We start from the raw sequence: 12895 nt of genomic DNA, 5'->3' as shown, positions 1-12895 counted from the left end.
TTTCCGAGGGCGACCACTTTTGCCGGGTCTCACCTGTTCCGCTTTTTACGCGTAATTCCTCGCCTTGCCCTCCGGCCAACAGCTAGAGGCCACTACATACATGAAACTGCCTTCACTCTAACCATAAAAAAATCTGAACACATTTGATTCTCTATACAGAATCAAACACGTTCAGATCTTTCTTTAACTAAGCTATTTTTATTCCATCCTTCTATTACGAAACTTCTACGTTTCGATTTTGATTATATTTTTTCCCTTGTAAAAATGAGTAAACGATTGCTGCTGCCCATACAATAAGGATAAATGCGTATACAGCTATCTGCGTTGAGCTGCTTGATACCCATGTATTTAAGAGTGTTCGAGCATTTGTTAAAATGATAAACCCACCAACAAGCGAACCAAGCAAGTGAGCCGGGATAATACGAACAAACCATGCAGCAATCGGAGCCGCGATAATTCCGCCAATCATAAGAGCGCCTACCCAGAACCAGTTTACCTGCTCCCAGCCGAGAGAAATTAAAAAGCCAAGTGTAGCCGAGACGGCAATAGCAAATTCACTTGTATCAACGGTTCCAACGACTTTCCGTGCTGTTGTGCCTTTTTTAGCTAGCAATACAGGCGTTGCAATCGGCCCCCAGCCTCCTCCTCCTGTAGCATCAGCAAATCCAGCAATTAATCCTAACGGAATGGACTGCTTCGTCGATAAAGGTTTGGTGCTCTTTTCTTCGTTTGTTTTAAACGTAAATAAAAAGCGAAATAACACATAAACTCCTAGGAGCAATAAGAATGTTGAAACGTAAGGTCTTACTGCATCTCCAGGTAAATTACTTAGAAAGCAGGCTCCTACAAAAGCCCCGATGGAACCAGGAATAATCAGTTTTAAAACCATCGATTTATCTACGTTGCCAAATTTAATATGTGAAACACCAGACGCTGCTGTTGTTACAACTTCTGCCAAGTGAACAGATGCCGAAGCCACAGCTGGTGCAATTCCAAACGTTAAAAGTAGGGTAGTTGATGTCACCCCGTACGCCATTCCAAGTGATCCGTCAATTAACTGAGCTAAAAAGCCAATAAGTGCAAACGTAATTAACTTTTTCATGTTGTCCCTCCACTTTAATCTTCTGTTAGAGAGCACAAAAAGGCCTCCAACAGTTGTTTGCTAGAAGCCTTCGGTATGTCCGATCAGCTGTCCGTTTTATAAATAAGTTGTTTATATTGTAATCCTAACTATTCCTAGAAGTCAACTGTGTTTTTAGTTTTTCTTTTAGTCTATGTATGCTGCTTGGTTATAGTATCAGTAAAATAAAATTCTTCTTGTTAAGTCAACAACATAAAAACGACCGCTCACTTAATAAGGGCGGTCATTTTTATGCATGTCTTGCCAGTGAGCTAGCACTTCAGGTGGTAAACTCACATCTTTATCTAATGACGTCACATCCATAGAAGTAGGCTCATCGCTATTTATCACTTTTTCTACCCAATCTGGCTGTACGACTAACGCTTGTTCAATCGTAATTAAAGCCAGACCTTGCTCAAAAGCTTCTGCGACTTCCGTTGCCGTAAGTCCTCCTGTACCCACAAGAGGGACCCGGTAATTGACGTGCTTAATGATCAAAGAAAGCAGTGAATGATTTTCTTCCCTTTTTGAGGTAGGTTCATGCAAAGCACTGATATGTAAATAATCAATTTCTGTATGAACAAGACGATCAATCCACTCAAATGTATCTTCCACTTTATTTCCTAAATAGCCTTTTTCTTTGGGCGCTAATGTATATCCCACAATAAATGGTTTGCCCGCATGTGCTGCTCGACGCGTCACTTCACGAATAACTTCAAGTGCAAAAGTGAAGCGGTTTTCTGCGCTTCCTCCATAAGAATCACTTCGTTCATTGGCTTGCCTTGACGTAAACTGCTGCAGTAAACATTCATTTCCTCCGTCAATTTCCACTCCATCAAACCCTGCTTCCATAGCTCTTGTGGTAGCTTCGCCAAACGCTTGAACAATATAAGTTATATCGCGCTCGGTCATTTGAACAGGCTTTTTTCCTTTACGTTTGTGAGGCTTTTCACTAGGGCTAATTGCTTGCCACTTACTTTCCATTTCTACGCACTTTCTTCCCCCGTGCGATAGTTGAAGAATCGCTTTAGCTCCTCTTCTATGAATCATTTGGGTTAGTTGATGAAGCTTTCGTATGACCTGATCACGATGAATTCCGATTTGACCATGTGCTACTTGGCCATTTTCTGTGATAAACGCGGGGCCGATAATTACCGTACTGACGCCCCCTACTCGTTTTTCGTAAAAAGTCAGATCGATATCGGATATTTCCCCGTTTTCTCGTGAAGCGTATGTGAGTATAGGTCCCATTGCTAATCGGTTTTTCATCTCAAGAGCATCAACAAATTTAAAATGTTTAAATAACTTTTCATAGGCCGTCTTCAATTGATTCACACCTTTTTTCCCTTAGCTTGCCCATCTATAAGCGGAGTAGACATAGGCATAAAAAAAGAAATACCTTTATCGGCATTTCTTTTTACGTTGTTTTTCTTATTTTTTTGACCGGATAAAATACAAATTCGCTTTTTCCGACAATTCGTTTTTCATCAATAAGACCTAGACCGTTGCGGCTATCCATACTGTACAGACGGTTGTCACCCATTACAAATACTTCGTTTTTAGGTATTTGTACGGGTTCAAAATCTCCCGTAAGCTCCATATCCATGTTGTTGGCAATTTGACGATTCGTTTTTAAATAAGGTTCACTTACTTTTTTATCATCAATATAAAGCTGATCTTTTTTCATTTCGATTTTTTCACCTGGCAGACCGATTACTCTTTTTACATAATGCTTATTCTTAGCCTCATCTTTAATAATCACAATATCTCCGCGGCGAATATCATGGAGCGAATACGACAGTTTATTCACGAACAACCGCTCTCCGTTATGCAGCGTTGGGTTCATTGAAGCGCCTTCTACAATATACGGAGAAAATAAAAATGCGCGAATCATAAATACTAGAGCGATAGCGAAGATAATAGTTTTGAATATGCTGCGTAATTGATCGCTTTTTGTTTTTTCCGTAGTCAATATGCTTTGTCTCCTTTGTACAGCTCACTTTTCTTATGTAAAAAAGCAAGAAACCTCTTACTTTAACACTTATTCTAACTTAACCATAGAAAGAACTGAAATCAAATGTTTTATGTTATGTAAAAAAAGAACCTCTAACAAATGTTAGAGGCTTACATTACGCAAGTTTCGTCTTTACATCTCTTATTATAACATTAATTATATAAAAAGAGACTACCTTTTATGTAAAAATTATGTTTTTTACGCAAACTTAACTAAATCTTCACATTTAAAGGCGTTTCTCCATGTATAAAAAGTTGGGAGATACAATACTCTATAATCTCTCTTCGCCGCACGAGTCCAATAAAAATGTTTTGATCATCTACAACTGGCACAAAATTTTGTTCAGACGCGCGTGACAAAATACTTTCCATTTCATCGTTAATGGTGATAGCTTCGTAATCGCGATGTCTTGGAACCTCCTCAATTCGTAGGTGTTCTAACTCATGGAGTTCTATATGTTCTAGGCTTTTTAGCTTCCATAACAAGTCTCCTTCTGCCAAAGTCCCTACATATTCTCCTTTTTGATTAATAAGCGGCACAGAAGAGTAGCGATGATACTCCATTTTCTCCAATGCTTGACGGATCGTTGACCGTGTCGATAGGGTAACCACTTCTTTTTTAGGAAGTAAAAAGAACGCAATATTCACTCATATTCTCCTTTTGTTATATATGCATTTTATTTTTGTTGTTTTGCTGAATCTGAAACAATATGAATATCGATGTTATGAGTCTGTCGCATAATTGTATTCACAATAGAGCCTTTTCGAATCTCTTCCCATCTTGTCCTCGCTGATTGCCCTAGTAAGATTTGAGTAACGCGATACTGCTTGGCTACGTTCACAATCACTGCAGCTGGTTTTTGCTTTTTAGCTTCTTCAACAATTAGCGATGCGTGGAAACGGTCAGCGAATGCCTGCCACTGTTTGATTTGTGTTTTCTCCCTCTCAGTCTGATCGCCTTTAAAAACATGGAGCAGCAGCAAATCTGCTTTCAATCGGTTCGCCATTCTCCAGCCTCTTCGAATCAATTTTTCAGCTGTTTCACTGTATTGAATGCATACTAAAATGCGTTCACAAATACCTGTTACACCAATTTCATGGGAATGAATGAGCTTACCGTCCACTTCATCCGCTATTTCTCTGAGCGTTAATTCACGAAGGGCATGGAGATTTGCGAGCTTAAAAAAAGACTGCAGGCTTTGTTCAATTTTATGGACTTCGTATATTTTGCCTTCACGAAGACGCTTTTGCAGCTGTTCCGGTGTAACGTCGACAAGCTGAATTTCATCTGCTTGCTGAATAAATAAATCTGGCACCGTTTCACGAACTTTTACTTGGGTAACAGCATATACGAGGTCATGTACGCTTTCCATATGCTGAATGTTCATTGCTGACATAACTGAAATACCTTGGTTGAGCAGGTAAGAAACATCTTCAAAACGTTTTTTATGGCGGCTTGTCGGAACATTTGTGTGAGCAAGTTCATCGATAATTACAACTTTTGGCCGCCTTCTTACAATCGCCAGTAAATCAAGTTCTTGTAATTCTTTTCCTTTATAAAAAACGGTTTCTCTTTGGATTACTTCTAGATTTCCAATCATCGCCTTAGTCTCATTCCTGCCGTGTGTTTCTACATATCCAACTACGACATCTACGCCTTCTTTGACTAAGTCATGCGCATCTTGAAGCATTTTATACGTCTTCCCTACTCCCGGTGCGGCACCGATGTAGAGTTTAAGCTTTCCGCGCTTCTGATCATGAAGTTCACGCAATAGTTCTTCCGGAGTTTTTCTTCGAAAGTATGGATGAGCTTCTTTTTCTTTCATTGTTTGTGCCCCTTTATCACACTCGCTTCAGTACATGAAGCGAGTGCATGTAATTAGCGCTCTCGTTGAACAGCTAAATTTAGCTCTACTACATTTACTCGTTTTTCACTAAAAGCCCCTTGCTGAGTATGTTCTTTGATTAACTGTTTTAGCGTGTTGGCTTTAATATGTGTGGCTTTTGCCACACGCTCTACTTGTGCATATGCAGCTTGTGGCGTCATGTCAGGATCGAGTCCAGAAGCCGAATTTGTGACGGCATCAATTGGAATTCCTTCTTTGGGCACTTCGTTTTCTTTTTTCCACGCCGCTACGGATTTCTCGATACGATTCGTAAGATCTTTATTTGAAGGTGCTAAATTCAACGACCCAGATCCTGCCCCGTTATAATCAATACTAGAGACTCTGCCGTGAAAAAATGCATTGCTTGTAAACTGCTGCCCAATCAGCTTAGAACCGATAACTTGATGATTGTTTGAATAGATTAGGCTGCCGTTTGCTTTACTTGGAACAGCTGTTTGAGCAATACCTGTCATCACAACAGGATAAATAAGACCACAAAGTATCATCATCATAATTGTTAAGCGAACAATAATGCTTCCCGTTCGTTCTGTTTGTATCATCGTTTCTTCTCCTCTACATCACAAATGAAAGTAATAAGTCAATCGCTTTAATCCCAATGAATGGAACTAATACCCCACCTAATCCGTAAATGAACAAATTTTTTCGCAGCAGGGCGTTAGAACTCATCGGCTTATAGGCAATTCCCTTCATGGCTAAGGGAATTAACAGCGGGATAATGACGGCATTAAAAATAAGCGCTGACAATACAGCAGATAGAGGTGAATTCAGCTTCATTACGTTAAGAGCCTCCATTTGCGGAATCGCCAAGGTAAACATCGCTGGAATAATCGCGAAATACTTAGCAATATCGTTTGCGATGCTGAATGTAGTTAAGGCACCCCTTGTCATTAATAGCTGTTTTCCGATTGAAACGACTTCAATGATTTTAGTGGGATCCGAATCCAAGTCCACCATATTTGCTGCTTCTTTAGCAGCTGAGGTTCCGCTGTTCATTGCTAAACCAACGTCAGCTTGAGCAAGTGCAGGGGCATCATTTGTTCCGTCACCTGTCATCGCAACTAGCTTGCCTTGCTGCTGTTCGTATTTAATGACTTGAATCTTGTCTTCTGGCTTGCATTCCGCAATAAATTCATCTACTCCAGCTTCTTTTGCAATAGTTGCTGCGGTTAACGGATTATCTCCTGTGCACATGACTGTTTTAATGCCCATTTTACGAAGTTCATCAAAGCGTTCTTTCATTCCTGGTTTTACCGTGTCTTTTAAATAAATCAAGCCATAAATTTTATCATCGGCGGCGACGGCAAGCGGCGTGCCACCAGCTCCTGCAATTTCGTTCGCTTTTTGCTGTAAATCAGAGGGAACCTTCCCGCCATTTGACTCTACCCATGCCGTGACGGCGTCCACTGCTCCTTTTCGTACAGATACATTCTGTAAGTCAATGCCGCTCATTCGCGTTTCAGCTTTGAATTCTACAAACGTTCCCTGCGTTTTTCTAAGGTCTTCTACTCCCATGCGAGTTTGGATAAAATCAACCACCGAGCGTCCTTCTGGTGTTTCGTCGTAAAGAGAAGAAACAAACGCCCATTTGTACAGTTCACGTTCGTCTACGCCTTCTACAGTCGTTAATTGATGAGCCATTCGGTTTCCAAACGTAATGGTGCCGGTTTTATCTAAAATAATTGTATTGATGTCACCAGCTGCTTCTACTGCTTTTCCTGACATAGCAATCACGTTAAACTGCGTGACTCGATCCATTCCAGCAATTCCAATCGCCGATAATAATCCTCCAATCGTCGTAGGAATAAGGCAGACGAGCAGTGAAATTAAAATAGCCGTGTCGAGTTGAAAATGTAAATAGTTTGTAAAGACAGGAAGCGTCACAACAACTAGTAAAAAAATAATCGTCAAACTTGTCAAAACCGTGTTTAGCGCAATTTCATTTGGCGTTTTTTGACGCTCTGCTCCTTCAACAAGCGAAATCATTTTATCTAAAAACGATTCACCTTGCTCACACGTAATTTTAATTGTAATTTCATCGCTGACAACTCTTGTACCTCCCGTTACAGAGTTAAAATCCCCGCCTGCTTCTTTCATAACAGGTGCCGATTCCCCCGTAATGGCCGATTCATCAACGGACGCCAGTCCTTTAATAATTTCTCCATCTCCAGGAATCATTTCGCCTTGTGAAACGACGACGATGTCTCCTTTTTTTAGTTGCGATGCCGGAACTTGTATCATTTGCCCGTTTTGAAGCTGATTAGCTGTAATATCGCCTTTCGATTTCTTTAATGAGTTTGCCTGTGCTTTTCCTCGTCCTTCTGCTAATGCTTCTGCAAAATTAGCAAAAACAATGGTGAAAAATAACACGAGAGATACGGCAACATTAAATCCTGTGCTTACTGTACTTTCTCCGAAAAGGTCCGGAACAACGGCTAAAAAAAGCGTAATTATAAACCCGATTTCTACTACGAACATGATAGGGTTTTTTATCATCGTTCTTGGGCTGAGCTTGATAAACGCCTGCTTTACTGATTGAATAAAAATCGATGAAGCTTGTTTATCTACAGAACCTTGAATATGACTGTTGCGATCCAATTCAATATTATTTGCAAAATTCCGTTTATTCATTATGATCCTCCGCTTTCTTGATTACAGTGTTAAATACTCAGCAACCGGCCCAAGCACAAGCACTGGGAAAAACGTAAGTGCTCCTACAATAACGGTAGTTCCAATTAAAATGCCGCTAAATAAAGACGTATCCGTTTTAAATGTTCCAGGTGTTTCGGGAACAAGCTGCTTAGATGCTAGTGAGCTCGATACCGCCAGCATTGTAATTAGTCCGAAGTAGCGTCCAATATACATAACAATTCCCGTAGAAATGTTCCAAAACGGCGTTGCGTCACCGAGTCCTTCAAAACCGGACCCATTGTTTGCTGCTGACGACGTAAATTCGTACAGTGCCTGACTTAAGCCGTGAAAGCCAGGGTTTGATATACCTTCCATTCCTAAATGAGTGGTAAGTGCTACGGCTGTTCCTCCTAAAATTAGCAGCGGCTGCAGAATAAGCGTCACGGCGATTAGCTTCATTTCTTTTCCTTCAATTTTTTTACCTACGTATTCTGGTGTTCTTCCAACCATTAAACCTGATAAAAATACGGCAATGATGACGTACATCATAACATTCATAAATCCTGCTCCGACACCGCCAAATACGGTATTTAACATCATATTTCCAAGCGTTAATAACCCGGTAAGAGGCGTCAGGGTATCGTGCATGGTGTTGACTGCACCTGTTTCACTTGCTGTCGTCACGATGGCGTAAAGCGTCGACATGCCGACACCAAAACGGACTTCTTTCCCTTCCATATAACCGCTCGCTTCATTTAGATGAAAAGCACCAAGTCTTGGATTGCCTCCCCACTCTGTTACAAACGCTGTGCTTAAAATAACGATAAACAGCATACTCATCGCTACAAACAAGATGCGGCCTTGTTTACGCTGTCCAATCATTTTTCCGTACGTAAAAGGAAGGGCTGTTGGCAATAACAGCATAAGGACGATTTGTAATACATTGCTCCACGCATTAGGATTTTCAAATGGATGAGCTGAATTGACACCAAAAAATCCCCCTCCGTTGTTGCCTAGCTCTTTGATTGAAAGAAAAGAAGCAACTGGTCCCCTTGCTATTTGCTGTGTTGCCCCTTCTATTGTATGGGCAGTCACCGTTCCGCTTAACGTTTGAGGGACACCTAAAAACATAAATAAAATGCCTGTTATAAAAGCGATAGGAAGTAAAATACGCGTAATTGATTTTACAAAGTCAACAAAAAAGTTTCCCATTTCCTTCCCTGCTAGCCCGCGAATAAAAGCGATTGCTACTGCAAGTGCCGTTGCTGGTGCTGCAAACATCATAAATACAACGGCTGCCATCTGCGAGAAATAGGACAAACCTGATTCGCCGCTGTAGTGCTGCAAGTTCGTATTTGTCATAAAACTAATGGCCGTGTTAAAAGCGAGTGCCGGATCCATTCCTTTGATGTGGCTTGGGTTAAGCGGCAGTACCCCCTGAAACCGGAAGATAAGGTACACCACAAAAATCATAAACGTATTCGCCAAAACAAGAGCAAATGCATATTGCTTCCACGTCTGATTAAGCCCTTTAATTCCTGCTGCTTTAAACATCACCGTTTCTATCTTTCCTATCAAGCTAGTGTTTTTATCGTTTGAAAACACATTCGCTATATAAATACCTACGGGCTTTGCAATAAGCGCTACAAAAACAAGCAGCAGCGCAACTGATAGTAGAAAAATCCCCACTTTTTATTCCTCCGCTTATTAAAATTGTTCTGGATTTAACAGTACATACACTAAATAAATTAAAACGAGAACTGAAATACCTAACAAAATGAACGACACGTTCACTTCTCCTCTCTTTCATCTACTACATGAGACGACCAGCAAATAATTCCGTACATAGCAGCTGTTAATATGGCAAGTGTTCCAAGCATGATTATATCCACGTTGCTCCCTCCTGACTTTTTCCTAACAAAAATGATAGCTTCTAAGCTTAGTAACTATTGCTTTACATAAACCATCACGTCCAAGAAAGCTAAAGGTGAGACGTGATGCTATTTTTTTCCACTAAAAAACCGCAGAAGAGAGTTCTCTTCCGCGGTTTAATGCACGACAAATAAGCCGTGATTGACACGAATTTTTTACTCCCAAAACGCTTACGGAGTTAGCTGTCGGATTCGGGTTATGGAAGTAACCCTACTCAGTTAAGAGATTCACCCCTAGTACATACGTACAAAATATTGGGTCCCCCGCTCATAATTGATTAAGCGTATATTTGTTATTTAATTTTTAGACTTAATAATAGTTTTTACTGCTGCGTTTAAAACTTTGATTAGCTAACGTAGACAAATAGCGGTTTGCTAGATCAAAAGATTGCTGATCGCACATGGCCCGATATTCAATCATTTGAATCATTTGCTTAGATAAATGCATCCTGACGCTCCTTTCACCTATATTTTGAAAGGAGCGTACTATCCGCTGTTATAGAAAACGACCACGATTACACCATCCTCTCTCTTAACGCTTACGAAGTTAGCTGACGGGTTCGGGTCAAGAAAGTAACCCTACTCAATTAAGAGATTCACCCCTGATAATTGGGTCCTCCGCTCTTTCCTTCTCTTTCAGAAAAGACTCAGCGTTTCACAGTGGAACGTTTCATGAGAGTAATCTTACTCCTGTTAAAATTTACTGTCAACAACATTTTTTGAAATTTTAAAAGCTTTATTTTTCTATGTTTATTCATTATTTTAAAATAATAGATTTTAAAAAAAAACGAACCACTAATCAAATACCTTGATCAATGGTTCGTTTTTCACTTCGGCTAACATACGTCTGTTTCAGTCTCTTTTTTAGCTCATTTTCTCAATTTCATTTACAAGAATTGAAATGGCATCCGTTTTTGTTGCTTCACGCATTGTACGCTTCATCGTACTTGCTTGCTGCTGAAGCTCATTTACTTCACGCAAAAACAGTTCTTTTGTTAACTGTTCTTCTTCTACAACCATACAGTAGCCTTTTTTCTTAAAAGATTGTGCATTTAAAATTTGATCTCCGCGACTCTGTGCTTTTGATAAAGGAATAATCATCATCGGTTTATGAAGAGCTAAAAACTCAAAAATGGCATTGGATCCACCGCGTGTAATCACATAATCAGTTGCCGCTAGAACATCAGGAAGCTGTTCGTTTACGTATTCTAACTGACGGTAGCCTGACTCTTTTTCAAGGCTTGTATCAATATTGCCTTTTCCGCAAAGGTGTACAATTTGGAATTTCTTTTGCAGTTCAGGCAAAGACTCTCGAACGATTTCATTAATACGGCGTGCTCCTAAACTTCCGCCCATAATCGTTAAAATGGGGCGCTTATCATAAAAGCGTAGCCAGCTTTCCCCGTTCGCTGCGCTTCCGCTAAATAGCTCTTTTCGAATAGGTGAACCAACAACCTGCACTTTTTCTTTTGGAAAGTAGTTTGCGGCTTCATCAAAAGAAGTAAAAATTTTAGTGGCAAATTTCTGCGCAATTTTATTTGCCAGTCCCGGTGTTAAATCACTTTCATGAATGAACACGGGAATGTTTAAAGATTTAGCAGCCATTACCACAGGAACTGTGACGAAACCGCCTTTTGAAAAAACAAGAGAAGGCTTTAGTTTTTTCAGCACGCGACGTGCATCGCCAACCCCTTTTGCTACTCGAAATACATCTTTTACATTTTCCATATCTACGTATCGACGCAGCTTCCCGCTTGAAATCGCATGATATGGAACGTTTAATTTTGTAATTAATTCTTTCTCAATACCATTGTGAGAACCGACATAATGGATATCCCATTTTTCACTGTCTAATTCTTTCATGATGGCAATGTTTGGCGTTACGTGCCCCGCTGTTCCGCCTCCGGTAAAAACGATAACTTGCTTACTCATTTTTTCTTCCTCTCTTTGCATCACTTAATCGATCTGTTTTGACATCAATTTTTATCTAATCTTTTTATCATGCGATCTGACATGTAAAACGATGGTTTTATTATAGCATTTTTCTTTTTACATATGTATGATAAGGCGTATAAAAGCATGCTATACTTTTCATAAGGAGTGATGATAATGAACAAATCTGTACCTGCAGTAAAAGGTGACACAGTGGATTCCGAAACGCGCTGTACGCACTATCATACGGATAAAGATATTATCGCAATAAAATTTTATTGCTGTTATACATATTATCCATGCTATCAATGTCATAACGCACATGCGGATCACGACATTAAAAGATGGCCAACATCTATGTTTAATGAAAAAGCTATTCTTTGCGGAGTATGTAAACATGAGCTCTCAATTAATGAATATTTAACCTGTAACTCGACTTGCCCTCACTGTCGTTCTTCTTTTAATCCCGGATGCAGCCTGCATGGACACATTTATTTTGAACAAAAAAGCTGAACAAAACATCGTTCAGCTTTTAAAATAATTGCTCATCTATATTGATAATGGAAGGAAGCAGACCTGGGAACAGTTCCTCAAGTTCTTCTAAACGCAAGGAATAATAGTGCTGCGTACCTTCTATACGTAGTTTGATAATTCCAGCTTCGCGAAGTACTTTAATATGATGTGATAGCGTTGATTTTGATACATTTAATTTTTGATAATACGAACAGGTCTGCTCCTTTCTTGTCGCTAAACACTGTACAATTCGCAGCCGGTTAGGATCACTCAACGCATGTAAAATAGGCGTTAATTTAATTTCAGATTTCGGTGGTTGATAAGGTTTTCTCATGCTTAAAATATAACACAGCTTCTTTTGTGTATCAATGTTCGATAACTTTCGAACTAAATTCCTTGCACTGTTATTTAATCGGTGTTATAGTTTCATTGTTCGATGATATTCGAACTTATCTTCATTTTAATCGTAAATTGAATGAAAGATTAAAAACAAAACAAATAATATAAAGCACCATCATTATTAAAGGAGGAATCATCCATGATTCATTTACAAGCTTCAATGAAAGTTAACCCAGCAAAAAGAGAAGAATTTTTAGAAAACGTACAAGAACTAATTAAGCATTCTTTACAAGAAGAAGGAAACAGCAACTATCAACTATTTGAAGATGCTTTTACACCTAACACATTTATGATGATTGAAGAGTGGAAAAGCGAAGAAGCAATTCAAGCACACAATAAATCAGCTCATTTCCAAAGTTTTGTAGCATTTGCTCAAACTGGCGTACTTGTAGCACCTTTAGATGTAAAAACATTACAAGGCTAAAAATAACTTCTTTGAAAGGATGACGCAT

General features: G+C 39.6%; 14 protein-coding genes and 2 riboswitches. Of the genes, 2 read left to right on the top strand and 12 right to left on the bottom strand.

Going from position 1 to position 12895, the window contains the following annotated elements:
- Nucleotides 1–214 precede the first annotated feature (214 nt).
- The 11 genes from ACWATA_RS09165 to murG all read right to left on the bottom strand — a co-directional run bounded on the left by ACWATA_RS09165 (nucleotide 215) and on the right by murG (nucleotide 11531).
- Nucleotides 215–1102: a sulfite exporter TauE/SafE family protein gene (locus ACWATA_RS09165; RefSeq protein ID WP_033580612.1), complete on the bottom strand. Its 888-nt coding sequence runs from the start codon at nucleotides 1100–1102 to the stop codon at nucleotides 215–217.
- Nucleotides 1103–1351: 249 nt separating this feature from the next.
- The gene (locus ACWATA_RS09160) at nucleotides 1352–2455 is read right to left on the bottom strand and encodes an oxidoreductase (RefSeq protein WP_473049776.1); all 1104 of its coding nucleotides are present in this window, start codon (nucleotides 2453–2455) and stop codon (nucleotides 1352–1354) included.
- Between the two features lie 82 nt (nucleotides 2456–2537).
- Entirely contained in the window at nucleotides 2538–3092 is a 555-nt protein-coding gene (lepB, locus tag ACWATA_RS09155) for a signal peptidase I (protein ID WP_028412768.1), read from the bottom strand.
- A 254-nt stretch (nucleotides 3093–3346) separates the two neighbouring features.
- Nucleotides 3347–3781 (bottom strand): CBS domain-containing protein, encoded by a 435-nt coding sequence (locus tag ACWATA_RS09150; RefSeq protein ID WP_047750552.1) that lies wholly within the window; start codon nucleotides 3779–3781, stop codon nucleotides 3347–3349.
- A 29-nt stretch (nucleotides 3782–3810) separates the two neighbouring features.
- Nucleotides 3811–4959: a KdpD-like non-kinase potassium sensor gene (gene kdpDN, locus ACWATA_RS09145; RefSeq protein WP_182030245.1), complete on the bottom strand. Its 1149-nt coding sequence runs from the start codon at nucleotides 4957–4959 to the stop codon at nucleotides 3811–3813.
- A gap of 53 nt (nucleotides 4960–5012) precedes the next feature.
- Complete coding sequence (kdpC, locus tag ACWATA_RS09140) at nucleotides 5013–5579, bottom strand: potassium-transporting ATPase subunit KdpC (RefSeq protein ID WP_409405335.1); 567 nt, start codon at nucleotides 5577–5579, stop codon at nucleotides 5013–5015.
- Nucleotides 5580–5592: 13 nt separating this feature from the next.
- Nucleotides 5593–7668 (bottom strand): potassium-transporting ATPase subunit KdpB, encoded by a 2076-nt coding sequence (gene kdpB / locus ACWATA_RS09135; protein ID WP_473049775.1) that lies wholly within the window; start codon nucleotides 7666–7668, stop codon nucleotides 5593–5595.
- A 21-nt stretch (nucleotides 7669–7689) separates the two neighbouring features.
- On the bottom strand, nucleotides 7690–9351 hold the full coding sequence (kdpA, locus tag ACWATA_RS09130) for a potassium-transporting ATPase subunit KdpA (protein ID WP_473050213.1): 1662 nt from the start codon (nucleotides 9349–9351) through the stop codon (nucleotides 7690–7692).
- Between the two features lie 24 nt (nucleotides 9352–9375).
- Nucleotides 9376–9456, bottom strand: coding sequence for a K(+)-transporting ATPase subunit F (gene kdpF, locus ACWATA_RS09125; protein WP_063611563.1), 81 nt, complete (start codon nucleotides 9454–9456; stop codon nucleotides 9376–9378).
- 297 nt (nucleotides 9457–9753) lie between these two features.
- A riboswitch (cyclic di-AMP (ydaO/yuaA leader) is annotated at nucleotides 9754–9894 on the bottom strand.
- Nucleotides 9895–9909: 15 nt separating this feature from the next.
- Entirely contained in the window at nucleotides 9910–10047 is a 138-nt protein-coding gene (locus ACWATA_RS09120) for a hypothetical protein (protein WP_155278280.1), read from the bottom strand.
- 72 nt (nucleotides 10048–10119) lie between these two features.
- A riboswitch (cyclic di-AMP (ydaO/yuaA leader) is annotated at nucleotides 10120–10262 on the bottom strand.
- Nucleotides 10263–10463: 201 nt separating this feature from the next.
- On the bottom strand, nucleotides 10464–11531 hold the full coding sequence (gene murG, locus ACWATA_RS09115; RefSeq protein WP_029714620.1) for an undecaprenyldiphospho-muramoylpentapeptide beta-N-acetylglucosaminyltransferase: 1068 nt from the start codon (nucleotides 11529–11531) through the stop codon (nucleotides 10464–10466).
- A 177-nt stretch (nucleotides 11532–11708) separates the two neighbouring features.
- On the opposite strand from murG, the gene ACWATA_RS09110 reads away from it, so the two are divergent.
- Complete coding sequence (locus tag ACWATA_RS09110) at nucleotides 11709–12044, top strand: CHY zinc finger protein (RefSeq protein ID WP_274862527.1); 336 nt, start codon at nucleotides 11709–11711, stop codon at nucleotides 12042–12044.
- A 19-nt stretch (nucleotides 12045–12063) separates the two neighbouring features.
- Here the strand turns inward: ACWATA_RS09110 and ACWATA_RS09105 are convergent, their stop codons facing one another.
- Complete coding sequence (locus ACWATA_RS09105) at nucleotides 12064–12378, bottom strand: ArsR/SmtB family transcription factor (RefSeq protein ID WP_013083811.1); 315 nt, start codon at nucleotides 12376–12378, stop codon at nucleotides 12064–12066.
- Nucleotides 12379–12582: 204 nt separating this feature from the next.
- On the opposite strand from ACWATA_RS09105, the gene ACWATA_RS09100 reads away from it, so the two are divergent.
- Nucleotides 12583–12867 (top strand): putative quinol monooxygenase, encoded by a 285-nt coding sequence (locus ACWATA_RS09100; protein ID WP_013057729.1) that lies wholly within the window; start codon nucleotides 12583–12585, stop codon nucleotides 12865–12867.
- Nucleotides 12868–12895: the final 28 nt, after the last annotated feature.

This window comes from Priestia sp. USM5 (assembly GCF_058323215.1).
This window is presented reverse-complemented; position numbering and strand designations above follow the sequence as displayed.

What these genes read in the sequence shown, in the direction of transcription:
- ACWATA_RS09165 (WP_033580612.1), bottom strand. Translation starts at nt 1,102, where the DNA reads ATGAAAAAGTTAATTACGTTTGCACTTATTGGCTTTTTAGCTCAGTTA.
- kdpDN (WP_182030245.1), bottom strand. Translation starts at nt 4,959, where the DNA reads ATGAAAGAAAAAGAAGCTCATCCATACTTTCGAAGAAAAACTCCGGAA.
- kdpC (WP_409405335.1), bottom strand. Translation starts at nt 5,579, where the DNA reads ATGATACAAACAGAACGAACGGGAAGCATTATTGTTCGCTTAACAATT.
- kdpB (WP_473049775.1), bottom strand. Translation starts at nt 7,668, where the DNA reads ATGAATAAACGGAATTTTGCAAATAATATTGAATTGGATCGCAACAGT.
- ACWATA_RS09120 (WP_155278280.1), bottom strand. Translation starts at nt 10,047, where the DNA reads ATGCATTTATCTAAGCAAATGATTCAAATGATTGAATATCGGGCCATG.
- murG (WP_029714620.1), bottom strand. Translation starts at nt 11,531, where the DNA reads ATGAGTAAGCAAGTTATCGTTTTTACCGGAGGCGGAACAGCGGGGCAC.
- ACWATA_RS09110 (WP_274862527.1), top strand. Translation starts at nt 11,709, where the DNA reads ATGAACAAATCTGTACCTGCAGTAAAAGGTGACACAGTGGATTCCGAA.
- ACWATA_RS09105 (WP_013083811.1), bottom strand. Translation starts at nt 12,378, where the DNA reads ATGAGAAAACCTTATCAACCACCGAAATCTGAAATTAAATTAACGCCT.
- ACWATA_RS09100 (WP_013057729.1), top strand. Translation starts at nt 12,583, where the DNA reads ATGATTCATTTACAAGCTTCAATGAAAGTTAACCCAGCAAAAAGAGAA.